Source organism: Micromonospora sp. A202 (assembly GCF_006715105.1).
Lineage (GTDB): Bacteria > Actinomycetota > Actinomycetes > Mycobacteriales > Micromonosporaceae > Micromonospora > Micromonospora zamorensis.
This window is the reverse complement of the sequence record NZ_VFMP01000001.1, coordinates 4231271-4256219: the sequence shown is the minus strand read 5'-3', so window position 1 is coordinate 4256219 and position 24949 is coordinate 4231271. Positions and strand designations below refer to the sequence as shown.

The following is a 24949-nucleotide window of genomic DNA, read 5'->3' as shown; positions in this document are numbered from 1 at the left end:
ATGACAGAGACCTCGCACACCACGACGGCGACGGCCGGGACGATCCGGGCGTGGCTGGTGGAACGCGTGGCGTTCTACCTCGAACGGCCGGCCGCCGAGATCGACGTCAGCGCGCCGCTGGTCGACCTCGGGCTGGACTCGGTCTACGCGCTCACCCTCTGCGGCGACGTCGAGGACCGCTTCGGCGTCGTGGTGGAGGCCACGATGGCGTGGGACCACCCAACGGTGAACGCCATGACGGCCCACCTGACCGGCCTCGTCGCGGGCGACCGCTGACGCGACCGGCATTCGCCTCCAGGGGAAGGACAGCCGTGCGGGACAAACCCTACAAAGGCATTCTGGCGACCATCGGCAGGACTCCCCTCGTGGAGCTCAGCAGCCTGGTGCCGGGCGCCGCCTTCAACGTCTTCGCCAAGGTGGAGCGATTCAATCCCGGCGGGAGCATCAAGGACCGCAGCGCGCTGAGCATGCTCAACGGCGCGCTGCGCGACGGCCGGGTGGTCCCGGGCCGCTCCGTCGTGGTCGAGTCGAGCTCCGGCAACCTCGCCGTCGGGCTGGCCCAGATCTGCCGGAACCTCGGCCTGCGCTTCATCTGCGTGGTGGACGGCAAGACCACCGGGGTCAACCTGGCCATCCTGCGCGCGTTCGGCGCGGAGGTGGAGGTCATCACCGAACGCGACGAGCTCACCGGCGAGTACCTGCCCGTGCGGCTGCGCCGGGTACGGGAACTGGTCGAGGAGATACCCGACGCCTTCTGGCCCAACCAGTACGCGAACCCGCTCAACCCGCTGGCCCACGAGACCACCATGAGCGAGATCGCCGAGGCGCTGGATGGGCGGGTCGACTACCTGTTCGCCTCGGTCAGCACGTTCGGCACCCTGCGGGGCTGCGCCGACCACATCCGCCGCGAAGGGCTGAACACCCACGTGATCGCGGTGGACGCGCTGGGCAGTGCCATCTTCGGCCTGGAGTCGACGCGGCGGCTGATCCCGGGCCACGGCGCCTCGGTGGTGCCGCCGCTGCTGGACTCGTCCGCGGCCGGCGAGGTCATCCACGTGACCGACCTCGACTGCGTGGTCGCCTGCCGGCAGCTCATCGACCGGGAGGCCGTGCTCGCCGGCGGTTCCTCGGGCGCCACGGTGGCCGCCCTGCTCAAGTACGCCGACCGCGTCCCCGCCGGCGCCAACTGCGTGCTGATCTTTCCGGACGGCGGCGACCGCTACCTCGACACGATCTACTCCGACTCCTGGGTGCACGAGAACTTCGGGGAGATCGCCCACCTCTGGAAGGGCTGAGATCCGATGTTGATGAGCGCCGGACAGGAGGCGCTGTGGCTCGCCCACCAGCTCGATCCGCACAGCTCCGCCTTCAACGTGGTGCTGGCCGTACGGGTGCGCTCGCCGCTCGCACGGGCGCGCCTGGAACGGGCCGTGACCGCCCTGGCCGAGCGGCACGAGCTGTTGCGCTCCACCTTCACCATGACCGCGGCCGGCCGGCACCTGCGCGCGCTGCGCCCGGCGGACAGTGTCCGGCTCGACGTGCGGCCCGTGCCCGGCGCGAGCGACGCCGAGCTCTTCGACCTGGCCCGGCGCGCCGGTGAGGAGCCGTTCGCGCTGGAGACCTCCGGCGCCTTCCGGGTGGTCCTGCTGACCCGGGCGCCCGGCGAAGCGGTACTCGTCACCGCCGCCCACCACCTCGTCACCGACGCGACGTCGCAGTGGCTGCTCATGCGCGACCTGCTGCGTCTGTACGAGGACCCCGGCGCGTCCCTGCCCGCCGTCCTGCCCTGGGACGACCGGGTACGGACCGAGCAGCAACTCACCGCCTCCGCCCGCGGCGAGCGCGCCCGGGAGCACTGGCGTACGGTCTGCGCCTCTCTAGCCGGAGCCGAGCTGCTGAGCGACCACCCCCGCCCGGCGCAGCGCACCCTCAACGGCGCCACCCACACCCTCGAGCTGCCGGCCACGCTGGGCGCCCGCGTCCAGTCATCCGCGGCGGCGCACGGCATCACCCCGTTCGCGTGGCTGCTCGGCACGTTCCAGGCGGCGCTGTACCGCTTCGGGTGCGGGACCGACTTCCTCGTCGGCTGCCCGGCCACCACCCGGTCGGTGCCCGGAAGCCGGGACGCGGTCGGGTACTACGTCAACATCCTGCCGATCGCCGCCCGCTTCGAGGCGACGCCGACGTTCGGTGACGTCATCTCCGCGGCCGCGCGCCAGATGCTGGCCGGCATGACCCACAACGGGCTGCCGACCGAGCTGTGCGACGCCCTGCCGCCGCTGCCGGTGACCTTCACGCTGGTGGCGGCGGACCGGCTGCCCGTGCCGGGGCTGTTCGACGGGCCGGTCCGGCACGCCGGGCTCGACCTCGAGCTGGTCGACGTCCCGCAGCAGGAGGGCCAGCTCGACCTCACGGTGGAGGTGCTGCAGAGCGGCTCCCGGTTCACCGCCCTGCTGCGGTACAACCGCGACCTCTTCCTGCCGGAGACGGTCGAGCGGCTGGCCGGGATCTACCGGTTGATGGTCGAGGCGTCGGTCGAGGACCCGGGTCAGCCGGTGACCCGCCCCGCGGTCGTCGCCGAGAACGATCTGGCGTTCCTGCTGAGCCTCGGATCCGGTGCCCTGTAGGGCACCCGCTTCGTATAGGGCCGGTATAGCCGCCCCCTGCAGGCTGGGCTCATCGAGATGGTCTTTAACTGAGGAGCCCCATGCTGATCCTTCGGCGCGCGGACGTGGAGACGGTGCTGGCCGGCCGGGAGAAGGAGATCGTCGACCTCGTCGCCGACACCTACCGGTTGCACGACGCCGGGCAGTCCGCCGTACCGCACTCCGTCTTCTTGCGCTTTCCGGAGGAGGCGCACAGCCGGGATCGGATCATCGGGCTTCCCGCCTACGCCGGAGGCCCGGCGCCCGCGGCCGGCATTAAGTGGATCGCCTCGTTCCCCGGCAACGTCGCCCGGGGACGGGAGCGGGCGAGCGCCTCCATCGTGCTCAACTCCCTCGAGGACGGGCGCCCGGCGGCGGTGGTCGAGGGCGCGGTCGTCTCGGCGCGGCGCACCGCCGCGAGCGCGGCCCTGGCCGCCCGGGAGCTCACCATCGAGGCGCCGCCGTCCGCCGTGGGCCTGATCGGCTGCGGCGTCATCAACCACGAGATCCTGCGCTTTCTCACCGTCACCCTGCCCGGGCTGACCGAGGCGGCCTGCTTCGACACCAACCCGCAGCGGGCGGCCGCCTTTGCCGACCGGTGTGCCGCGGAGTTCCCCGCGCTGCGGGTGACCACCGCCGCGACCGCGTTCGAGCTCGTCGGCCGGCACCGGCTCGTGTCGCTGGCCACCACCGCCGCCGAGCCGCACATGGACCTGACGGCCTCGCCGCCGGACACCACCGTGCTGCACGTGTCGCTGCGTGACCTCACCGTCCCGACGATCCTCGCGGCGACCAACGTCGTCGACGACGCCGACCACGTTTGCCGCGAGCGCACGTCGCTGCACCTGGCCGAGCAGAGCACCGGCGGCCGTGACTTCGTGACCGCGTCGCTGGGCGCGCTGCTGCGCGGCAGCGCCACGGTGACCCGCGACCCGTACCGCCCCGTCGTCTTCTCGCCCTTCGGCCTCGGCGTGCTCGACATCGCGCTGGCCGAGTTCGTGCGCCGTACGGCCGCGGCCGCCTCGCTCGGCGTCCGCGTCGACGACTTCCTGCCCTGACCATCGATTCGTCATCCCCAGCCGCACAAGGAGCGAACCATGACCGCCGACGCGATCGACGACCGCACCTACCTCGTCGTGCTCAACCACGAGGAGCAGTACTCCATCTGGCGCAGCGACCGCGAGGTGCCGGCCGGGTGGCGCGCCGAGGGCTTCGAGGGCCCGAAGGAGAAGTGCCTGGAGCACATCGCCGCGGTGTGGACCGACATGCGCCCGCTGAGCGTGCGTAAGCGCCTGGACAGCGCCGCGTAATCCCCGATCGCCCGCCACCTGGACAGGAGTGCCCGTGACCACCGAACTTCCGCCGGTCACCGCCGGCGACAGCGGCGCCGCAGCCCTGCTCGTCGCGCGCCTCGCTGAGCAGGCTCGTCGCACACCGGACGCGATCGCCGTCGTGGACGCGGAACGCTCCGTCACCTACCGGGAGCTGCACGCCGCGGCCGGGCGGACCGCCCGGCTGCTGCGCGAGCGGGGGGCCGGCCCCGGATCGCTGGTCGGCGTGTGCCTCGAGCGGGGCGCCGGCCTCGTCGTGGCGCTGCTCGCCACGTGGCGGGCCGGGGCGGCCTTCGTCCCGCTTGACCCCGGTAACCCGCCGGCCCGGCTCACCGGCCTGCTCACCGACGTGGGCGCCGAGCTGGCCTTCGTGACCCCGGAGCTGGAGTCCGCAGCGCGCTCCGCCGGCGCCGAGGTCCTGCAGCCCGGTGCGCCAGGCGACGGCGACGAGCCGGAGTTCACGGCGGTGGTCACGGCCGGCGACCTTGCGTACGCGATCTTCACCTCGGGCTCGACCGGACGCCCGAAGGCGGTGGCGGTGACCCACGGGGGCATCGCCAACCGGGTCGACTGGGCCGTGTCCGCGCACGGCCTCGGGCCGGGGGACCGCGTCCTGCACAAGACCTCCATCGGGTTCGACGCGGCGGTCTGGGAGATCGCCGCGCCGCTCGTCGCCGGAGCCACCGTGGTCGCCGCGCCCGTCGGTGCGGAGCGGGACCCGGCCGCGATGCTGGCGGCCGTCGCGCGCCACGACGTGACCGTCCTCCAGGTCGTCCCCTCGGTGCTGCGGCTGCTCGCGGAGGAGCCTGCCGAGCTGTGGAGCCGGTGCGGCGCGCTGCGCCTGCTGTTCTCCGCGGGCGAACCGCTGCACGCCGAACTGGTGTCCCGGGTGCGGGAACGCCTCGGCCACGACCTGACGGTGTGGAACACGTACGGCCCGACCGAGTGCGCCATCGACGTGACCGCCCAACTCGCCGACCCCGCGCAGACCACCGGACCGGTGCCCATCGGCCGGCCGCTGTCGGGCCTGCGCGTGATGGTGCTCGACCCGGCCGGCGACCCGGTGCCCGTCGGCGTGCCCGGCGAGCTGTACGCCGGCGGCGCCGGCGTCGCCCGCGGCTACCTCGGGCGTCCCGCGCTGACGGCGGAGCGGTTTGTGCCCGACCCGTACGGAGCGCCCGGAACCCGGCTCTACCGCACCGGCGACGCCGTGCGCTGGCGCAGCGACCACACGCTGGAGTACCTGGGCCGGCTGGACCAGCAGATCAAGGTCAACGGGGTACGGATCGAGCCCGGCGAGATCGAGGCCGCGCTCGCCGCCCATCCGGCCGTGCGGGGCGTGGCCGTGCTCGCCGCCGAGGCGCCCGACGGGGGCAAGCGGCTCGCCGCGTACCTGACCACCCGCAAGCCGGTCGCCTCGGACGAGCTGCGGGCGTACCTGCACGACCAACTGCCCGAGAGCCACATCCCCTCGTCGTTCCGGGTCGTGGCCGAGTTCCCGCTGACCACCAGCGGCAAGATCGATCGTGCCGCGCTGCCCGCCCTCGACGAGGTCGCCGTCGCGCAGCCGGGCTTCATCGCCCCGCGCACCGAGACCGAGCAGCTGGTCGCCGACGTCTGGGCGGAGCTGCTCGGGGCCGAGAAGGTGGGCGTCCACGACGACTTCTTCTCCCTCGGCGGCACGTCGCTGCAGCTGACCCGGCTCGCCGTACGCCTGCGCAACGCGACGGGGGAGCAGATCGCGCTGCGCGGCCTGTTCGCCGCGACCACGGTCGAGGCCCAGGCCCGCCTCATCGCCGGCAGCACGGAGCCCGCCGCCACGCCGGAAAAGGCGACCGAGGCGGCCTTCCGCGACGGCGGCACACCCGTCGTGCCGATCCCGCGCAGCGGCCCGCTGCCGCTGTCCTCGGGGCAGCGGCGGCTGTGGTTCCTCGACCGCATGCACCCCGGCAGCCCCGAATGGGTGGCCCCGCTCTTCCTGCGGCTGCCCGCCGGGGTGCCCGCCGAGGTGGTGCGTGGCGCGCTGCAGACGGTCGCGGCGCGGCACGAGGCGCTGCGCACCCGCTACACCGACGACGGCGGCGAGCCGCGCCAGATCATCATGGCGCCTGGCGAGGCACCGGTGGAGCTGCGCGTCGTCGACACGGTGCCGGAGCAGCTCGGCGACCGCTTCGCCGAGCAGTTCCAGCTCGGCTTCGATCTCGCCGAGGGCGTGCTGTGGCGGGCCCTGCTCGCCCGGCTCGGCGCCGAGGGCGAGGTCCTGCTGCTGACCATGCATCACATCGCCTCCGACGGCTGGTCGACGGTGGTGCTCGAACGTGAGATCCGCGAGCTGGTCGCCGCCGTCCAGGAGGGCCGGGAGCCGGTGCTGGCCCCGCTCCCGGTGCAGTACGCGGACTACGGCGCCTGGCAGGCCGCGCGGTTCACCCCCGCGTACGTCATGCAGGAGCTGGCGTACTGGCGTACCGCCCTGGACGGGCTGCCCACGGTGGAGCTGCCGGCGGACCATCCGCGCCCCGCGGAGCGCGACCCGCACGGGGCCGTCGTCCCGCTGCGCATCGACCCGGAGCTGGCCGAGCGCCTTGCCGCGCTGGGCCGCTCGCACGACGCCACGCTGTTCATGACGCTGCTCACCGCGTACGCCGCGATGGTGGCCCGGTTCAGCGGGCAGTGGGACGTGGCGGTGGGCACGCCGGTCGCCGGCCGCCTCCGGGAGGAGGTCGACTCGACGGTCGGGTTCTTCCTGAACTCCCTCGTCGTGCGCTGCGGCCTGGCCGGCGACCTGCCGTTCACCGCCGCACTGGACCGGGTCCGCGACGTCGTCCGCGAGGCGATGCTGCACCAGGAGATCCCCTTCGAGGTGCTGGTCGACCACCTGCAGCCTGAGCGCGACCTGTCCCGTACGCCGCTCTACCAGGTCGCCTTCGATCTGCACAGCGAGGGAGTCACCAGCGTCGCCATGAACGACGACGACATGGCCTCGTTCGTCTCCGCGTGGCAGGTCGCCAAGACCGACCTCTCGCTGTTCATGCGCCGCACCGCCGACGGCGCCCTGGACGGGGTGCTGGAGTACGCGACGGCTCTTTTCGACCGTTCCACGGTGGCCCGCATGGCGGAGCACTTCGTGACCCTGCTGCGCGAGGTCGCCGGGGCGCCCACGGTTGTCCTCGGCGCCGTCGAGCTGCTCTCCGAGCAGGAGCGCACGCTGCTGCTCGACACCTGGAACGCCTCGTACCACCCCGCGCAGGAACGGTCCGTGCTGGCCGAGTTCGAGGCGCAGGCCGCCCGGACTCCCGGCGCGGTCGCGGTCGAGGGCGATGTCCGGCTGACCTACGCGGAACTCGACGGGTGGGCCAACCGGCTCGCGCACCGGCTGCACGAGCAGGGCGCCGGCCGACGGTCCGCAGACGCGGACCAGGCCCGGGTAGGTGTCCTCGTCGACCGCGGCGCGGGCCTGGTGGCCAGCCTGCTCGCGGTGTGGAAGGCGGGGGCAGCGTACGTCCCGCTCGATCCGTCGTACCCGGCGGAGCGCATCGCGTCCATGTTGGACAGCGCGGGCGCCCGCACGGTGGTGACGCAGGAACGCCACGCGGGCCTGTTCTCGGTGCCGCACCTGGTGCTGCTCGACCACGCGGAGGCGTACCCGGGAACCGCCCCGGCGCGCGAGGCCGCCCTCGACGACCTCGCCTACGTCATCTTCACCTCGGGTTCCACCGGGCGCCCGAAGGGCGTCGAGGTGACCCACCGCGGCCTGGTCAACCACGTCGCCTGGGCGGCGCGGGAGCTGGCGTCGCGCGGCGCCGGGGGCGCGCCGCTGTTCTCCTCGGTCGCCTTCGACCTCGCGGTGCCCAACCTGTGGGCCCCGCTGATCTGCGGTCAGCGGGTCTTCCTGGTCGCGCAGGATGCCGACCTGGCCGACCTGGGCCGCACGCTGGCCGCCGCGGGCGCGTTCAGCTTCGTGAAGCTCACGCCGGGACACCTGGACGTGCTCGCGCTGCAACTCACCCCGGCGCAGGCGCGTGAGCTCGCGCCGGTGCTGGTCGTGGCGGGTGAGGCGTTCACCCGGGCGACGCTGCTGCGGTGGCGGCGCCTGGCGCCCGACGTGCTGCTCATCAACGAGTACGGCCCCACCGAAGCGACCGTCGGCACCTGCATCCACCCCGTCCCGGCCACCACCGACGCCAAGGTGCTGCCGATCGGCCACCCGCTGCCCAACATGGTCATGCACGTGCTGGACGCGGACGGCCGGCTGGTCCCGCCCGGCGTCGTCGGGGAGCTGTACGCCGGCGGCACCGGTGTGGCGCGCGGCTACGCGGGCCGCCCCGACCTCACCGCCGAACGCTTCGTCCCGGACCCGTTCGGACCGCCCGGCTCGCGGCTGTATCGCACTGGCGACCTGGTGCGCCGCGGCCCGGACGGCGAGGTCGTCATCCTTGGCCGCGCCGACGACCAGGTGAAGATCCGCGGCTACCGCGTCGAACCCGGCGAGGCCCAGGCCGTGCTGCTGGCCCACCCCGACGTGCGCGAGGCCGTGGTGCTGGCCGTGACCTCCGCGGCGGGCGAGACCGAGCTTGCCGCGTACTACGTGCCCGAGCCTGGCCGCGGACCGGTCACCGGGATGGCCGGGCACTGCGCCCGGACGCTGCCCGACTATCTGGTGCCGGCCACGTTCACCGCCCTGGATGCCATCCCGCTGACCGCCAACGGCAAGGTCGACCGCCGCGCCCTGCCCGGGCCGGACGGCACCGACCGTGACGCCGGGTACGTGCCGCTGTCCGGACCGGTGCAGCAGCGCATCGGCGCCGCGTGCGCCGAGCTGCTGGGCCTCGAGCGGATCGGCGCGAAGGACAACTTCTTCCACATCGGCGGCAACTCGATCCTCGCGATCCGGCTGATCTCCCGGATCCAGGAGGAGTTCGAGATCGGGTTCGCCGTCCGCACGGTGTTCGAGGGCCCGACGGTCGCCCAGCTGGCGGCCGTCGTCGAGGAGCGCATCCGGGCGGAGATCGCCGCGCTTTCCGACAGCGAGATCGCGAGCGAGGAACTGACGGCTAAGGAGCGCGACAGATGAGCACCGGTTCTGACCACCCCACCGCGGCCGGCACGTCAGAGGCGCGGGAGGAGCTGCTGCGCCGGCGGCTCGCCGGCAGGTCCACCACCCGCCGGCGCCCGGCCATCGAGCGCGCCGACCGTTCCGGGCCGCTGCCGCTGTCGTACGGACAGCAGCAGATGTGGTTCCTCAACAGGCTCGAGCCCGACAGCTCGGAATACCTGGTCCCGCTGGTCGTGCGCCTGCGGGGTCAGCTGGACACCGTCGCCCTGGGCGAGGCGTGGCGCCGGCTGCTGGGCCGGCACGAGATCCTGCGCACCCGCTACCGGATGGACGGCGGCGAGGTCACCCAGGTCGTCGACGACATCGGTACGGCCGAGCTGCGGCTCAGCGTGCCCTCGGGGTCGGGCAGCCCGGCGGAGCGGGAGGCCGCCGCGCTCGCGTTCGTCGAGGAGGACCTGCGCCGCCCGTTCGACCTCGCCGAGGACCAGCCGGTGCGTGCCCGCCTCATCCGGCTCGCCGAGGACGAGCACGTGCTCGCCATCGTCTTCCATCACATCGCCTTCGACGCGTGGTCGATCGGGATCGTCGGGCGCGAGCTGAGCGAGGACTACGCCGCCGCGCTCGCCGGTGTCGGGTCCCCGCGCCCGCCGCTCGACGTGCAGTACGCCGACTTCGCGGCCTGGCAGCGCGAGCAGCTCTCGGCCGGGGCGCTCGATCGGCACCTCGCGTACTGGCACAGGCAGCTCGCCGGCCTGCCCCACCTCGACCTGCCCACCGACCGTCCCCGCCCGGCCCGCCGCGACGGCGTCGGTGCCGTGGTGCCGCTGGTGCTGCCCGCCGAGCTGATGACGGGTGTGCGGGACCTCGCCGCGCGCCACGACGCGACGCCGTTCATGGTGCTGCTGGCCGCGTACCAGGCGGTGCTTGCCCGGTGGAGCGGCCGCGCGGACGTCCCCGTCGGCACCGTCGTGTCCGGGCGGGTGCGGCCCGAAATCCAGGACCTCATCGGATACGGCATCAACAGCCTTGTGCTGCGCGGCCGTTGGGACGGCGACCCGTCGTTCGCCACGCTGCTCGGCGCCGTGCGCGACACCGTGCTGGAGGCGTTCGACCACCAGGGTGTGCCGTTCGCCCGCCTGGTCGACGAACTGCAGCCCGAGCGGGACCTGTCGCGGACCCCGCTGTTCCAGGTGGCCTTCACCATGCACGGCGACCGCGCCACCGCGTTCCAGCTGCCCGGCGTGGAGACGGTTCCGTACGAGGGCACCGGCGGCGGCGCGAAGTTCGACCTCGACCTGCAGCTCCACGAGGCGGCCGACGGCTCGCTGGGCGGCCGCCTGGAGTATGCGACGGCCCTCTTCGACGAGACCACGGCGCAGCGCCTCGCCGATCACGTGATCCGGCTGCTCGGTGCCGCGGTCGCCGATCCCGGCACCCGTCTGTCCGGTCTGGACCTGGTGGCGCCGCAGGAGCTGGCCGTGCTCGCCGCGGCGCCCTCCGCCGCGGAGACCACCCCGGTGCCTACCACCGCGGTCGAGATCTTCCAGCGGCAGGCCCGCAGCACCCCGGACGCGCCGGCCGTCACGTACGCCGGTGAGTCGTTGACCTACCGCGAGCTCAACGAGCGCGCCAACCGCATCGCCCACCACCTGGTCGCGGCTGGTGCCCGGCCCGGCGCACTGGTCGCGGTGAGTCTCGAGCGCGGCGCCGACCTCGTGCCCGCGCTGCTCGGTGTGCTCAAGGCCGGCGCCGGTTATCTGCCGCTCGACCCCGCCCAGCCCGCCGACCGGCTGTCCTTCATCCTCGCCGACGCCGACGTCTCCATGGTCGTCACCGAGCAGCGGCACGCGGGCAAGCTCGGCGGGGTGCACGACGGCGAGACCCTCGTCCTGGACGCGGATACCGCCTTCCTGCTGGGCAGGCCGTGCGACGACCCGGCGCCGCTAGCCGTGCCGGACGACGTCGCGTACGTCATTTACACCTCCGGCTCGACCGGCAAGCCCAAGGGCGTGGGCGTCACCCACGCCAACGTGCTGCGCCTGTTCACCGTCACCGCCGAACAATTCCACTTCTCCGCCGGTGACGTCTGGACGCTGTTCCACTCGTACGCCTTCGACTTCTCGGTGTGGGAGCTGTGGGGCGCCCTGCTGCACGGCGGCCGCCTCGTCGTCGTGCCGCAGGACGTCACCCGCTCACCGGAGGACTTCCTCGACCTGCTGGTCGCCGAGCGCGTCACGATCCTCAACCAGACGCCGTCGTCGTTCCGCTCGCTCGTGGCGTTCGCCGCCGATCCGCGGCTGGACGCGCTGAGCCTGCGCGCGGTCGTCTTCGGCGGGGAGCGCCTGGAACCGGCCGAGCTGCGGCCCTGGGCGGCACGGCTGGGGCTCGACGCGCCGCAGCTCATCAACATGTACGGCATAACCGAGACCACGGTGCACGTCACGTACCACCGGCTCACCGCGGCCGACCTCGACCCGCACGCCGGCAGCCCGGTCGGGTCCCCGCTGGGCGACCTGCGGGTGCACCTGCTCGACGAGGCCGGCAACCTCGTCCCCACCGGCGTCGTGGGCGAGATCTGCGTCGGCGGCCTCGGCGTGGCCCGCGGGTACCTGGGCCGCCCGGCGCTGACCGCCGAGCGGTTCGTGCCCGACCCGTACGGCCCGGCCGGCGCCCGGCTGTACCGCAGCGGCGACCTCGCGCGCCGCCGTGCCGACGGCAGCCTGGAGTTCCTGGGCCGCGCGGACGACCAGGTGAAGATCCGCGGCTTCCGCATCGAACTGGGGGAAATCGTCGCCGCGCTGGTGGCGCTGCCCGAGGTGCACGACGCTGTCGTGGTGGTCCGCGGCACGGGCGCCGACCAGCGGCTGGTCGCGTACGTGGTGCCCGCCATCGGCGACGAACTGGACCGCGCCGCGCTGCGGGCCGCGTTGTCCCGGACCCTGTCGGAGTACATGGTCCCGTCGGCGTTCGTGCCGGTCGCCACGATCCCGCTGACCGGCAACGGCAAGCTCGACAAGGCCGCGCTGCCCGAGCCGGACGCGGACACCGCGCTCGGCGGCCGTGAGCAGGTCAGCCCGCGCACGGTCACCGAGGAGCGGCTGGCCCAGGTCTGGACCCGCGTGCTCGGTCTCGACCAGGTTGGCGTCACCGAGCCCTTCTTCGAGCTGGGCGGTGACTCGATCCGGGCGGTGGCGCTCGTCGGCGAGCTGCGCGCGGCCGGCTTCGACATCGCCGTGCGCGACGTGTTCGAGTACCGCACGATCGAGGACCTCGCGGAGCTGCTCACCGGCCGGCCCGCGCTGGATCAGCTCGACCCCGTCGTGGCCCCGTTCAAGCTGATCGGGGAGGCGGACCGGGCGAAGCTGCCGGTGGACGCGGTGGACGCGTACCCGATGGCCCAGACGCAGGTCGGCATGGTCGTCGAGATGCTCAACGACACGGCGCTACACGTCTACCACAACGTAACGTCATTCCGGATCCGCGACGACGAGCCGTTCGACGTGGACGCCCTGCGGCGCGCGGCGCACCTGATCGTGCAGCGGCACGAGATCCTGCGGACCTCGCTGGACCTCACCGGCTACTCGGTGCCCATGCAGGTCGTGCACGCGAGCGCGGAGATGCCGGTCGCCGTCCGTGACCTGCGGGGCCTCGACGCCGACGAGCTCGACCGTTCGCTGCGGGAGTTCACCGCCGAGGAGCGGGGCAAGCTCTTCGACCTCGCCGTGCCCCCGCTGTTCCGGATCTGCGCCCACGAGTACGACGGCGCGTGGTGGCTGACCGCGGCCGAGTGCCACCCGATCCTGGAGGGCTGGAGCTGCCACTCGCTGATCATGGAGATCATCGAGGTCTACCGCGCGCTGCGGACCGGCTCGGAGCTCTCGCAGCCGCCCGTGCCCGCCGTCCGGTACGCGGACTTCATCGCCGCGGAAGGACGATCGCTCGCGTCGGAGGAGGAGCGCGGCTACTGGCAGTCGATCGTGGACGGGTACGCCCGGTTCACTCTGCCGCAGGCGTGGGCGGGGGATGCGTCGCAGCCGCGGGAGAAGTACCGCGTCGCCGTACCGTGGCACGACCTGGAGGACAGCCTACGCAAGCTGGCCGTCGCCGCCCGCGCCTCGCTCAAGAGCGTGCTGTTCTCCGCCCACCTCAAGGTGATGAGCATGCTCACCGAGGAGGAGTCCTTCGTCACCGGCCTGGTGTGCAACGGCCGACCGGAGGCCTCGGGCGCCGACCAGGTGTACGGCATGTACCTCAACACCGTCCCGTTCGCCTTCGACCGGGGCGCGCGTACGTGGGAGGAACTCGTCCGCCGGGTCTTCGCCCGCGAGGTGGAGCTGTGGCCGCACCGCCGCTTCCCGATGTCGGAGATCCAGCGCGCGGCCGGCGTCGACCGGCTGCTCACCGTCCGGTTCAGCTACCACGACTTCCACCAGGTCGACCGGGAACTGGTCGACTACCTGGCGAGCATCGACGACAGCCCCACGGAGTTCCCGTTCGCCGTCTCGGCCCGGGTCGGGCACATCACCCTGACCACCGATACCCACGCCCTGTCGCGGGAGTCGGGGGAGTGCTTGGTGGGTTTGTATCGGCGGGTGCTGGAGTCGATGGCGGCGGGTGGTGGTGGTGATGCGTTGGGGTCGTACCTGTCGGTGGAGGAGCGCGAGCGGGTTTTGGTGTGGTGGAACGAGTCGGCGGTGGAGGTGGAGCCGCTGACGGTGTTGCAGCTGTTTGAGGCGCAGGCCGCGCAGAACCCGGATGCGGTTGCTCTGCGGTTTGAGGACGAGGCGGTGACGTATGCCGACCTTGATCGGCGCGGGAATCTTTTCGCGTATGCCTTGCGGGAGCGTGGTGTCCGTAGCGAGTCCCGTGTCGCGGTTTTGCTCGATCGCGGCCCGGATTTGGTCGCCGCGTTGCTCGGCGTTTGGAAGGCCGGGGCTGCGTATGTGCCGGTTGATCCGTCCTACCCGGTGGAGCGTGTCGCTGCGATGGTGGAGAGCGCCGGTGTCTCGGTCGCGGTGACGTCTGGTCGGTACGCGGACTGCTTTGGCTGCATCGATTTGTTGCTTACCGGCTCTTTGCAGGACGGGCCCGTCGACCGGGTGTCGCGGGTGGATGTGGTGGGTGGTTTGGCGTATGTGATTTTCACGTCGGGGTCGACGGGTCGGCCTAAGGGTGTGGAGGTTTCGCATGCGGGTTTGGTGAATCATGTGGTGTGGGCGAGGGATGTGTTGGCGTCGCAGGGTGTGGGTGGGGCGCCGTTGTTCTCGTCGGTTGCTTTTGATTTGGTGGTGCCGAATTTGTGGGGTCCGTTGGTGGCGGGTCAGGCGGTTCGGTTGGTGGGTCAGGGTGTGGATGTCGCGGATCTGGGTGAGGTGTTGGCCGCGGGTGGTCCTTATTCGTTTGTGAAGTTGACGCCGGCGCATTTGGAGGTGTTGACGTCGCAGTTGTCGGTGGAGCAGGCGCAGGGTTTGGCGTCGGTTCTGGTGGTGGCTGGTGAGGCGTTGCCGGGGGTGTTGGCTGATCGGGGTCTGGAGGTGTTGGGGCCTGGCCGGTTGGTGAATGAGTATGGTCCGACGGAGGCGTCGGTGGGGACGTGTGTGTTCCCGGTGGTGTCGGTGTCGGGTCGTGATGTGGTGCCGATCGGTCGGCCGTTGCCGAATATGCGGATGTTTGTTTTGGATTCGCTGTTGGAGCCGGTTCCGGTGGGTGTTGTGGGTGAGTTGTTCGTGGGTGGTGTGGGGGTGGCTCGGGGTTATGCGGGTCGTCCTGATTTGACGGCGGAGCGGTTTGTTCCGGATCCGTTCGGTTCGGGTGGGCGGTTGTATCGCACGGGTGATGTGGTGCGGTGGTTGCCGGATGGGAATGTGGAGTTTCTGGGTCGTGCCGATGATCAGGTGAAGATTCGTGGTTATCGGGTGGAGTTGGGTGAGGTTCGGGCTGTTCTGGCCGAGCACGGTTGTGTTCGGGATGTGGTGGTGTCGGTGTTCGAGCCGACGCCGGGTGATCGTCGTCTGGTGGCCTATGTGGTGCCCGCGGACGGCAGCGTGGTGGATGCCGGTGAGTTGGGTCAGTGGTGCCGGGTCCGGTTGCCCGAGTACATGGTTCCGTCCGCGTTCGTCGGTCTCGACGTCATCCCGCTCAACGCCAACGGCAAAGTCGACCGGCGGGCCCTGCCGTCCCCGGACGACGTTCCCGGAGCGGACGACGGCTACGTCGCACCCCGTACGGTCACCGAGGAGCGGGTCGCGCAGATCTGGGCCGACGTCCTCGGGCGCGAGCGGGTCGGCGTCACCGACGGCTTCTTCGAGCTGGGCGGCCACTCGATCCGCGCGGTGGCGCTCGTCGGCGCGCTGCGGGGCGCCGGCTTCGACGTCGGGGTCCGGGAGGTCTTCGAGCACCGTACGGTCGCCGAGCTCTGCGAGTTCCTGACCGGACGGCCCGGCGTCGCCGAGGTCGAGGAGTACGTGGCCCCCTTCGCCCAGATTAGCGACGACGACCGGGCGAAGCTGCCGGCGGACGCGATGGACGCGTACCCGCTGTCGCAGGTGCAGCTCGGCATGCTCGTCGAGATGTTCGCCGACCGCGAGCAGCACGCCTACCACAACGTGTCGTCGTTCCGGGTCCGTGACGGCTCACCCTTCGCCGAGGAGGCACTGCGCGCCGCGGCCGCCGTCGTGACCGAGCGGCACGAGATGCTGCGTACGTCCTTCCACCTCGACTCGTGGTCGATGCCGCTGCAGGTCGTGCGCGCCACCGCGGAGATCCCGGTGGCGGTCGGCGACCTGCGCGGGCTGGACGAGGACGCGCGCCGCAAGGCGCTGGCTGACTTCGCCGCCCGGGAGCGCGCCACGCTGTTCGACCTCGAGCAGGCCCCGCTGCTGCGCATGACCGCCCACCTCGAGGACGACGCCTGGTGGCTGACCGTGACGGTGTGCCACGCCATCACCGAGGGCTGGAGCCACCGCGCACTGCTGATGGAACTGCTGACCGAGTACGCCCGGCTCCGCGACGGCGAGCCGGTCACCGAACGGGCCGCCCCGGCGGTGCGGTACGCGGACTTCATCGCGGCCGAGGGGCGCGCCCTGGCCTCCGACGAGGACCGTGACTACTGGCGGTCGGTGGTGGACGGGTACGCCCGGTTCACTCTGCCGCCGGCGTGGGCGGGGGATGCGTCGCAGCCGCGGGAGAAGTACCGCGTCGCCGTGCCGCTGCGCGACCTCGAATCGGGACTGCGCGGCCTCGCCGTCCAGTCGGGCACCTCGCTCAAGGGCGTGCTGCTGGCCGCCCACCTCAAGGTCATGAGCATCCTCACCCACGACGAGGCGTTTTTCACCGGCCTGGTGTTCAGCGCCCGGCCCGAGGCGCCCGGCGCCGACCAGGTGTACGGCATGTACCTCAACACGCTGCCGTTCGCCTTCGACCGTGGCGCGCGCACCTGGGACGATCTCGTCCGCCGGGTCTTCCGCAGGGAGAGCGAGGTCTGGGGTCACCGCCGCTACCCGATGCCGGCCGTGCAGCGCCTCGCCGCGGTGGACCGGCTGCTCGACGTCCGGTTCAGCTACCAGGACTTCGACCACGTCGACACCGACCTGGTGGACTCCGAGCAGAGCGTGGGCGAGGGCGCGACCGAGTTCGGCCTGGCGGTCTCCGCTGTCGGCGGCTACCTCCTGCTCACCACGCACACGCACGCCCTGTCGCGGGAGTCGGGGGAGTGCTTGGTGGGTTTGTATCGGCGGGTGCTGGAGTCGATGGCGGCGGGTGGTGGTGGTGATGCGTTGGGGTCGTACCTGTCGGTGGAGGAGCGCGAGCGGGTTTTGGTGTGGTGGAACGAGTCGGCGGTGGAGGTGGAGCCGCTGACGGTGTTGCAGCTGTTTGAGGCGCAGGCCGCGCAGAACCCGGATGCGGTTGCTCTGCGGTTTGAGGACGAGGCGGTGACGTATGCCGACCTTGATCGGCGCGGGAATCTTTTCGCGTATGCCTTGCGGGAGCGTGGTGTCCGTAGCGAGTCCCGTGTCGCGGTTTTGCTCGATCGCGGCCCGGATTTGGTCGCCGCGTTGCTCGGCGTTTGGAAGGCCGGGGCTGCGTATGTGCCGGTTGATCCGTCCTACCCGGTGGAGCGTGTCGCTGCGATGGTGGAGAGCGCCGGTGTCTCGGTCGCGGTGACGTCTGGTCGGTACGCGGACTGCTTTGGCTGCATCGATTTGTTGCTTACCGGCTCTTTGCAGGACGGGCCCGTCGACCGGGTGTCGCGGGTGGATGTGGTGGGTGGTTTGGCGTATGTGATTTTCACGTCGGGGTCGACGGGTCGGCCTAAGGGTGTGGAGGTTTCGCATGCGGGTTTGGTGAATCATGTGGTGTGGGCGAGGGATGTGTTGGCGTCGCAGGGTGTGGGTGGGGCGCCGTTGTTCTCGTCGGTTGCTTTTGATTTGGTGGTGCCGAATTTGTGGGGTCCGTTGGTGGCGGGTCAGGCGGTTCGGTTGGTGGGTCAGGGTGTGGATGTCGCGGATCTGGGTGAGGTGTTGGCCGCGGGTGGTCCTTATTCGTTTGTGAAGTTGACGCCGGCGCATTTGGAGGTGTTGACGTCGCAGTTGTCGGTGGAGCAGGCGCAGGGTTTGGCGTCGGTTCTGGTGGTGGCTGGTGAGGCGTTGCCGGGGGTGTTGGCTGATCGGGGTCTGGAGGTGTTGGGGCCTGGCCGGTTGGTGAATGAGTATGGTCCGACGGAGGCGTCGGTGGGGACGTGTGTGTTCCCGGTGGTGTCGGTGTCGGGTCGTGATGTGGTGCCGATCGGTCGGCCGTTGCCGAATATGCGGATGTTTGTTTTGGATTCGCTGTTGGAGCCGGTTCCGGTGGGTGTTGTGGGTGAGTTGTTCGTGGGTGGTGTGGGGGTGGCTCGGGGTTATGCGGGTCGTCCTGATTTGACGGCGGAGCGGTTTGTTCCGGATCCGTTCGGTTCGGGTGGGCGGTTGTATCGCACGGGTGATGTGGTGCGGTGGTTGCCGGATGGGAATGTGGAGTTTCTGGGTCGTGCCGATGATCAGGTGAAGATTCGTGGTTATCGGGTGGAGTTGGGTGAGGTTCGGGCTGTTCTGGCCGAGCACGGTTGTGTTCGGGATGTGGTGGTGTCGGTGTTCGAGCCGACGCCGGGTGATCGTCGTCTGGTGGCCTATGTGGTGCCCGCGGACGGCAGCGTGGTGGATGCCGGTGAGTTGGGTCAGTGGTGCCGGGTCCGGTTGCCCGAGTACATGGTTCCGTCCGCGTTCGTCGGTCTCGACGTCATCCCGCTCAACGCCAACGGCAAAGTCGACCGGCGGGCCCTGCCGGCACCCGACCGCGCCACGATGGACACCGGTGACGAGTTCGTCCCGCCGGAGACGCCCACCGAACGGCTCCTGGCCCGCATCTGGTCCGAAGTCCTCGGCGTCGACCAGATCGGCGTGCACGACCGCTTCGCCGACCTCGGCGGCCACTCGCTTCTGATGATCAAGGTGCTGGCCGCGGCCCGGCAGGCCGGGCTGACCGTCTCCATCTGGCGCATGTACCAGCACGAGACCCTGCACGCACTCGCCGCGGCCGTCGACGCCGACGAAGCCGAGGAGGCCGCACAGGCAGCCGCCCCCGAACCCCAGGTGACGGTGTCGGCCGTGCTTCTGGCCGACCTGCTTCGGCGGGCCGGCGAGGCACCCGGGGCGCAGGACCCGAAGCTCGCCGAGGCCGCGGCCCTGGTGGACCGCGCCCGCGCAGCGGAGTCACTGGCCGTCCTGCCGGATCTCGCCGACGGCCTCCGCGCTGTCATGGCGGAGAACCACGTGCCGGGCGCGAGCATCGCGCTGCTGCGCGACGGCGAGGTGGCGGAGACGCTCAGCCTCGGTGTGCTCGGTGCGGAGGCCAACCCGGCCGTCGAGCCGGGCACCATCTTCCAGACCGGGTCGATCAGCAAGCACCTTACTGCGTTCGCCGTCCTGCGGCTCGTCGCGGACGGGGTACTCGACCTGGACCTGGACGTCGACGCGTACCTCACCTCCTGGCGGCCCGCGGCCGACGCGAACGCGCCGGGGCCGCTCACCCTGCGGCACCTGCTCGGCCACCGCGCCGGCCTGGCCCGGCACCGTAGCGTCGGCTTCCGCCCCGGCGAGCCGGTGCCCACGCTGCTGGATCTGCTCACCGGACGGCCGCCCGCGGTCAACTCTGAGGTCCGGCGCGAGCTGGTGCCCGGGTCGGCGTTCCGCAAGTCCAGCACCCACTACTGGGTCGTGCAGCAGGTCCTCGAGGACGTCACCGGCGAAGCCTTCGAGCCGCTTATGCGCCGGCTCGTGTTCGACCCGCTCGCGATGACCGGCAGCAGCTTCGGGCAGGACTTCCCGCGTACGGCGGGGCGCAGCGTCGCGCTCGGACACGACCGGCGGGGGACGGTGCTGGACGGCGGCTGGCGTGAGCGCGGGCACCTCGCGGCGGCCGGGTTGTGGTCAACCGCGGGCGACCTCGCCACCTTCGCCGCGCAGCTGCGCCGCTGCCTGCTCGGGGAGCCGGGGGCGCTGCTCGCCCAGCCCTACGCGCAGCAGCTCGTCGGCGCCGAACCGGGCAGCTTCTACGGGCTCGGCACGATCGTCGACGACACCAGCGCGGACCTCGAGTTCGGCCACGGCGGCGAACCCGCCGGCTACTGGAACATGGCGATCAGCCGGGTCACCGGTGGCTCCGGCTTCGTCGCCCTCACCAACGCCGACGGCGGCAAGGACGTCGTGCGGCACCTGACCGCCGCGCTCGCCGAGCGCGACGCATCCTTCGGCCGCGGCACTCTCGCGGCCGGCTGGGCGGGCACCGCCGGTCCCGACGCGGGCGCCGCGGCGGCCGTGCTGCGGCCCGTGGTCACCGACGACGAGCGCGCCTGATCCGGCGCGCAGCCAGGGAGCGGACATGACCCAGCAACGCGTACGCCATCTGATCTCCATCGACGACCTCACCGACGACGACCTGCGGGCCATCGTCGCGCGGGGCGTGGAATTCTCGGCGGCCGGCGGCGACGGCACCGGCGGACGGGCGGCTCACACCCGCCCGCTCGCCGGGCGGGTAGCCGGCATCTACTTCAGCAGGACCTCCACGCGCACCCGTACGGCCTTCTCCGCCGGTGCGCTGCGGCTGGGCGCGCAGATCATCGCGTACGGCCCCGACGACCTGCAGCTGAACACGGGGGAAACCAACGCCGACACCGGCAGGGTCATGTCCCGGATGCTCGACGTGCTGGTCGCGCGGACCGCCGCCGACCCGGCCGACATGCGCGAGTGGGCAGCGCAGGACCGGATGGCGGTCGTCAACGCGATGAGCGCCGACGAGCACCCGACCCAGGCGCTGACCGACCTCACCACGATGACGCGCCGCTTCGGCCGCATCGACGGGCTGCGGGTGCTCTACGTCGGCGAGGGCAACAACACCGCCACGGCCCTGGCCCTGGCGCTCACCCGCTTCCGGGGCGTGATGCTGGAGATGCGCACCCCGCCCGGGTACGGGCTGCCGCCGGCGTACCGGCTCGGGGCGACCGAGCAGGCGGCGCGGTACGGCTGCTCCTTCGTCGAGCGCCACGACATGGACGACCTGCCCGCCGACCTCGACGTTGTCTACACGACCCGTTGGGAGACCACCGGCACGGTCAAGCCCGACCCGCGATGGCGGGAGGTCTTCGCACCGTTCACCGTGGACGCCGGGCTCTGGCGGGCCAGCCCCAAGGCCGTGTTCATGCACGACCTGCCGGCCAACCGCGGCGACGAGGTGAGCGCCGAGGTGCTCGACGGCCCGGCCAGCATCGCGTTCGACCAGGCGGAGAACAAGATGCACAGCGCCATGGCCGTGCTGGAGTGGTGCCGGCCCGCGGACGGCTCGCCGCGGTGACCGCCGTCGGCCAGGCCCCGCCGGGCAGGGACGCGCCGCCGCCGCTGCGTCGCAACCGCGACTTCCTGCTGCTCTGGTCGGGCGCCGGCGTCTCCTTCGTCGGCGCCCGGGTCAGCGCCGTCGCCTACCCGCTGATCGTCCTGTGGCACACCGACTCGCCGCTGGCGATGTCCGCGGTCTCGTTCGCGGCGTTGCTGCCGGTGCTGCTCGTGCAGTTGCCGGCCGGGGCGCTCACGGACCGGTGGAACCGCCGCCGGCTGATGATCACCTGCGAGGCGGGTCGGGCGCTCGTGCTCGGCAGCGTCGCCGTGGCGCTGGCGCTCGGCTTCGTGTCGGTGGCCCACCTCGCGGCGGTGGCGTTCGTGGACACCAGCCTCGCCGTCTTCTACAAGCTCGCCGAGCGCGGGGCCGTACGCAACGTCGTGCACCCCGCCCACCTCGGGCAGGCCCTGTCGCAGAACGAGGCGCGCAGCCGGGCCGCCGGCCTGATCGGTCAGCCTGGCGGGGTGCTGCTGCAGACCGCGGCGCGCTGGGCCCCGTTCTCGTTCGCGGCGCTCGCGTCGCTGATTTCCCTGCTCACCCTCCTGCTCATCAAGAAGGAGTTCCAGGGCGAACGGGCGCCCCGCCGCAAGCTCACCGCCGAGGTGCTCGACGGGCTGCGGTGGCTGTGGTGGCAGCGGTTCCTGCGCGGAGCGCTGGTCTTCGTGGCGCTCAGCAACATCCTCTTCCAGGTGCTCGCCCTGACCCTGATCGTTGTGGTCAAGGAGGAGAACCGCAGCCCGGCGACGCTGGCCGTGATCGTCGGGATCGGCGGGATCGGCGGCGTCGCGGGCGCCCTCACCGGCGGCTGGTGGCTGCGCCGCCTCACCCAGCGCGCGACCCTGCTCGGCGGCGCGAGCGCCTGGGCGGTGCTGATGAGCGCCATGGCCTTCACCCGCAACCCCGTCGTGCTCGGCGTGCTGTTCGCCGCGACCGGCTTCGTCGGCGCGATCTTCAACGTGACCGCCGCGGTCTACCAGGTACGGGTCACACCCGACGCGCTGCAGGGCCGGGTCGCGGCGGCGATGAACATCGTCGGCTCCGGCACCAACACGCTCGGCGCACTGGTCGGCGGCGTGCTGCTCACGACCTGGGGCGGGGGAGCGACCCTGCACACCGTCGGCGCCGCGATGGCCGTGCTGGCCCTCGCGTGTGCGCTGAGCCCGGCCCTGCGCACCGAGGACCGTGCCGCGGGTGTCCCCCGATCCGAGGAGAGCGGACAAGGATGACCGACATCCGCCGGCAGGCCCGGCCCGAGGACTGGTTCCGCGCGTACCGCCGGGTCGTCGAACCCCGCGTACGCCTCGTCTGCTTCCCGCACGCCGGCGGCAACGCCCAGCTCTTCCACGGCTGGTCCGCGCTGCTGCCGGCGGACGTGGAGGTGCTCGCGGTGCGCTACCCGGGCCGGCAGGACCGGCTCGCCGAGCCCTGCGCGACCGACATGACCGAGCTCGCCGACGACATCACCGCGGCGCTGAGCCGGTGCCCACCGCGCAGCGTCGCGTTGTTCGGGCACAGCATGGGCTCCTCGGTCGCCTACGAGGTCACGCTCCGCCTGGAGGCTGCCGGCATCCCGGTGCGCAGGCTCTTCGTCTCGGCCCGCGCGGCCCCGCACCAGGCCCAGCGGACGGGGCTGCACGAGCTGGGCGACGACGCGCTCGTCGCGGGCGTCCGACGGCTGGGCGATCTCGGTTCGGCGGCGTACGACAACGCCGAGCTGCGCGAGCTCCTGCTGCCGGCACTGCGCGCGGACTACGCCCTCATCGAGGGATACCAGCCGGCGGCTCCGGCCCCGGTCCGCGCTCCGATCACCGCGTACGTCGGCGACCGTGACCCCGGATGCGCGCCGGAGCGTGTCCGCGGCTGGTCCGATCTCACCGCGCCCGGGCGGTTCGAGCTGCACAGCTTTCCGGGTGACCACTTCTACCTGGCACCGCGCCAGGCCGAGCTCGTCTCGCACATCACGAGGCGGCTGTCGTGAACGAGAGGGTAAGTCAGTGACGCAGACGGAGCACACCAAGGTCTGGTCCCCGCTGGAAATCCCGGCGGTCGGCCGCAGCGGGCCGCAGGGGATCATCGCGTGCCTGGGCGACCTGGGCACCGAGCTGGGAGACCTGCTCACCGAGCACAAGGCGCTCGTGTTCCGGGGCTTCGGCATCACGCCGGAGACGCTGGACCCGGTCTTCGACCACCTGCTGCCCAACCGGCTCGCCTACGTGCACGGCAACTCGCCGCGAACCAAGGTCGGCAGCAACGTCTACACCTCCACGGAGTATCCGCAGGAGTTCACCATCTCGATGCACAACGAGATGAGCTACGCGCACGCCTGGCCGGCCCGGCTAGCCTTCTACTGCCAGGTGGAGCCGGGCGGCGGGGGTGCCACGCCCGTGCTGGACGCGGCCCTGTGGCTGAACTCGCTCGACCCGGAAGTCCGCGAGGCCTTCGCTGGCGGCGTGCGCTACGTGCAGAACCTGCACGACGGGTACGGCTTCGGCAAGAGCTGGCAGGACACGTTCGAGACCACCGAACGGGCGCAGGTCGAGGCGTTCCTCGCCGACGCGGGCGCCACGTGGGAGTGGAAGCGCGACGGTAGCGTCCGGATCCGCTCGGTGCGCCCCTCCACCACCCGGCACCCGGTGACCGGCATGGAGGTGTGGTTCAACCAGGCCGACCAGTGGCACGCCGCCGGGCTCGGCGACGACACCGCGGCCGCCCTGGCCCAGATCATGCCGGAGGAGGACCTGCCGCAGCACGTCACCTTCGCGGACGGTTCGCCCATCCCCGCCGAGTACATCCTGCAGATCCGCGACCGCGGGCTGGACAACGCGGTCGACGTCGACTGGCGGGCCGGTGACCTCATGGTCATCGACAACGTGTCACTCGCGCACGGCCGCCGGCCGTTCACCGGCGACCGCCGGGTCCTCGTCGCGATGTCCGACTGAGCGCGGCCGACGGCAACGAAGGGAGAACCCCGACATGGCGAGCAGCATCAGGGATACGGTGGCCGCGGTCCGGCGGGCGCCGCACCCCGGCACCGATGTCCACGACTACATCCGGGACAACCGCGAGGACCTGCGCGCGACCCTCAGGGACCGGGGAGCCGTGCTGCTGCGCGGCTTCCCGGTCGGCGGGGTCGAGGGCTTCGACGGCGTGGTCCGGGCGTTCTCCGGCTCGGCCCCCCTCACGTACGCGGAGCGGTCCTCGCCGCGCAGCACCATCCAGGGGCAGGTCTACACCTCGACGGACTACCCCGCCGAGGAGGAGATCTTCCTGCACAACGAGAACTCCTACCAGGCCGTGTGGCCGCAGACGTTGTACTTCTACTGCATCGAGCCGGCGCACACGCAGGGCGCGACCCCGCTCGCGGACATCCGCGAGGTCTATCGCAACCTCGACCCGGCCGTACGCGAGGAGTTCGAGCGGCGCGGCTGGCGGGTGGTCCGCAACTTCCACGCCGACTTCGGCGTGCCGTGGCAGCAGACGTTCGGCACCGACGACCGGTCCGCGGTGGAGGCGTACTGCCGCGACAAGGGCCTGACCCCGCACTGGCGCCCGGACGGTGGCCTGCGGACCGTGGCGGTGCGCTCCGCGGTGCACACCCACCCGGTGACGGGCGAGCGGGTGTGGTTCAACCACGCCACGTTCTTCCACGTGACCACGCTCGCGGAGGACGTTCGGGAGGGGATGCTGGCGATCTTCGATGAGGAGGATCTGCCGACCAACACGTACTACGGCGACGGCGGGCGCATCCCGGACGACGTGATGGACCATCTGCGCGCCTTGTACCGGGCCGCGTCGACCCGTTTCGACTGGGAGCGCGACGACGTCCTGGTCGTGGACAACATGCTGGCCGCCCACGCGCGGGAGCCCTTCACCGGGCCCCGTCGGATCGCGGTGGCGATGGCGGAGCCGTCCGCCTGAGCCGTTGCGCGGCAGCTGCGCGACAAGCGTGCCCCCAGACATCCCGGCCACACCCGGCGGGACTGTCTGGTGCTTCG

At 71.8% G+C, this 24949-nt stretch carries 12 protein-coding genes; all 12 read left to right on the top strand.

Annotated features, from left to right (window positions below; all coding sequences use genetic code 11):
• Positions 1-276: an acyl carrier protein gene (locus tag FBZ33_RS19650; protein ID WP_141910198.1), complete on the top strand. Its 276-nt coding sequence runs from the start codon at positions 1-3 to the stop codon at positions 274-276.
• 59 nt (positions 277-335) lie between these two features.
• Entirely contained in the window at positions 336-1295 is a 960-nt protein-coding gene (sbnA, locus tag FBZ33_RS19645) for a 2,3-diaminopropionate biosynthesis protein SbnA (RefSeq protein WP_221629559.1), read from the top strand.
• 12 nt (positions 1296-1307) lie between these two features.
• Positions 1308-2627 (top strand): condensation domain-containing protein, encoded by a 1320-nt coding sequence (locus FBZ33_RS19640; protein WP_185755349.1) that lies wholly within the window; start codon positions 1308-1310, stop codon positions 2625-2627.
• A gap of 80 nt (positions 2628-2707) precedes the next feature.
• A complete protein-coding gene (gene sbnB, locus FBZ33_RS19635; protein WP_141910195.1) occupies positions 2708-3703 on the top strand; it encodes a 2,3-diaminopropionate biosynthesis protein SbnB in 996 nt (331 codons plus the stop codon).
• A 39-nt stretch (positions 3704-3742) separates the two neighbouring features.
• On the top strand, positions 3743-3955 hold the full coding sequence (locus FBZ33_RS19630; RefSeq protein WP_141910194.1) for an MbtH family NRPS accessory protein: 213 nt from the start codon (positions 3743-3745) through the stop codon (positions 3953-3955).
• 34 nt (positions 3956-3989) lie between these two features.
• Positions 3990-9047 (top strand): non-ribosomal peptide synthetase, encoded by a 5058-nt coding sequence (locus FBZ33_RS19625; protein ID WP_141910193.1) that lies wholly within the window; start codon positions 3990-3992, stop codon positions 9045-9047.
• Complete coding sequence (locus FBZ33_RS19620; protein WP_141910192.1) at positions 9044-19918, top strand: non-ribosomal peptide synthetase; 10875 nt, start codon at positions 9044-9046, stop codon at positions 19916-19918. The genes FBZ33_RS19625 and FBZ33_RS19620 overlap by 4 nt, the downstream gene beginning before the upstream one ends.
• Before the next feature lie 25 nt (positions 19919-19943).
• Positions 19944-20912, top strand: coding sequence for an ornithine carbamoyltransferase (locus FBZ33_RS19615; protein ID WP_141910191.1), 969 nt, complete (start codon positions 19944-19946; stop codon positions 20910-20912).
• On the top strand, positions 20882-22180 hold the full coding sequence (locus FBZ33_RS19610; protein WP_255508964.1) for an MFS transporter: 1299 nt from the start codon (positions 20882-20884) through the stop codon (positions 22178-22180). Before FBZ33_RS19615 ends, FBZ33_RS19610 begins: the two co-directional genes overlap by 31 nt.
• On the top strand, positions 22177-22932 hold the full coding sequence (locus tag FBZ33_RS19605) for a thioesterase II family protein (RefSeq protein WP_141910190.1): 756 nt from the start codon (positions 22177-22179) through the stop codon (positions 22930-22932). The genes FBZ33_RS19610 and FBZ33_RS19605 overlap by 4 nt, the downstream gene beginning before the upstream one ends.
• Positions 22933-22948: 16 nt before the next feature.
• A complete protein-coding gene (locus FBZ33_RS19600; protein WP_141910189.1) occupies positions 22949-23893 on the top strand; it encodes a TauD/TfdA family dioxygenase in 945 nt (314 codons plus the stop codon).
• 34 nt (positions 23894-23927) lie between these two features.
• A complete protein-coding gene (locus FBZ33_RS19595) occupies positions 23928-24872 on the top strand; it encodes a TauD/TfdA family dioxygenase (protein WP_141910188.1) in 945 nt (314 codons plus the stop codon).
• Positions 24873-24949 lie beyond the last annotated feature (77 nt).

Bases quoted from the DNA above. Each gene is read 5' to 3' on its own strand.
- FBZ33_RS19650 (WP_141910198.1), top strand. From the start codon at position 1: ATGACAGAGACCTCGCACACCACGACGGCGACGGCCGGGACGATCCGG.
- FBZ33_RS19640 (WP_185755349.1), top strand. From the start codon at position 1,308: ATGAGCGCCGGACAGGAGGCGCTGTGGCTCGCCCACCAGCTCGATCCG.
- sbnB (WP_141910195.1), top strand. From the start codon at position 2,708: ATGCTGATCCTTCGGCGCGCGGACGTGGAGACGGTGCTGGCCGGCCGG.
- FBZ33_RS19630 (WP_141910194.1), top strand. From the start codon at position 3,743: ATGACCGCCGACGCGATCGACGACCGCACCTACCTCGTCGTGCTCAAC.
- FBZ33_RS19620 (WP_141910192.1), top strand. From the start codon at position 9,044: ATGAGCACCGGTTCTGACCACCCCACCGCGGCCGGCACGTCAGAGGCG.
- FBZ33_RS19615 (WP_141910191.1), top strand. From the start codon at position 19,944: ATGACCCAGCAACGCGTACGCCATCTGATCTCCATCGACGACCTCACC.
- FBZ33_RS19605 (WP_141910190.1), top strand. From the start codon at position 22,177: ATGACCGACATCCGCCGGCAGGCCCGGCCCGAGGACTGGTTCCGCGCG.
- FBZ33_RS19595 (WP_141910188.1), top strand. From the start codon at position 23,928: ATGGCGAGCAGCATCAGGGATACGGTGGCCGCGGTCCGGCGGGCGCCG.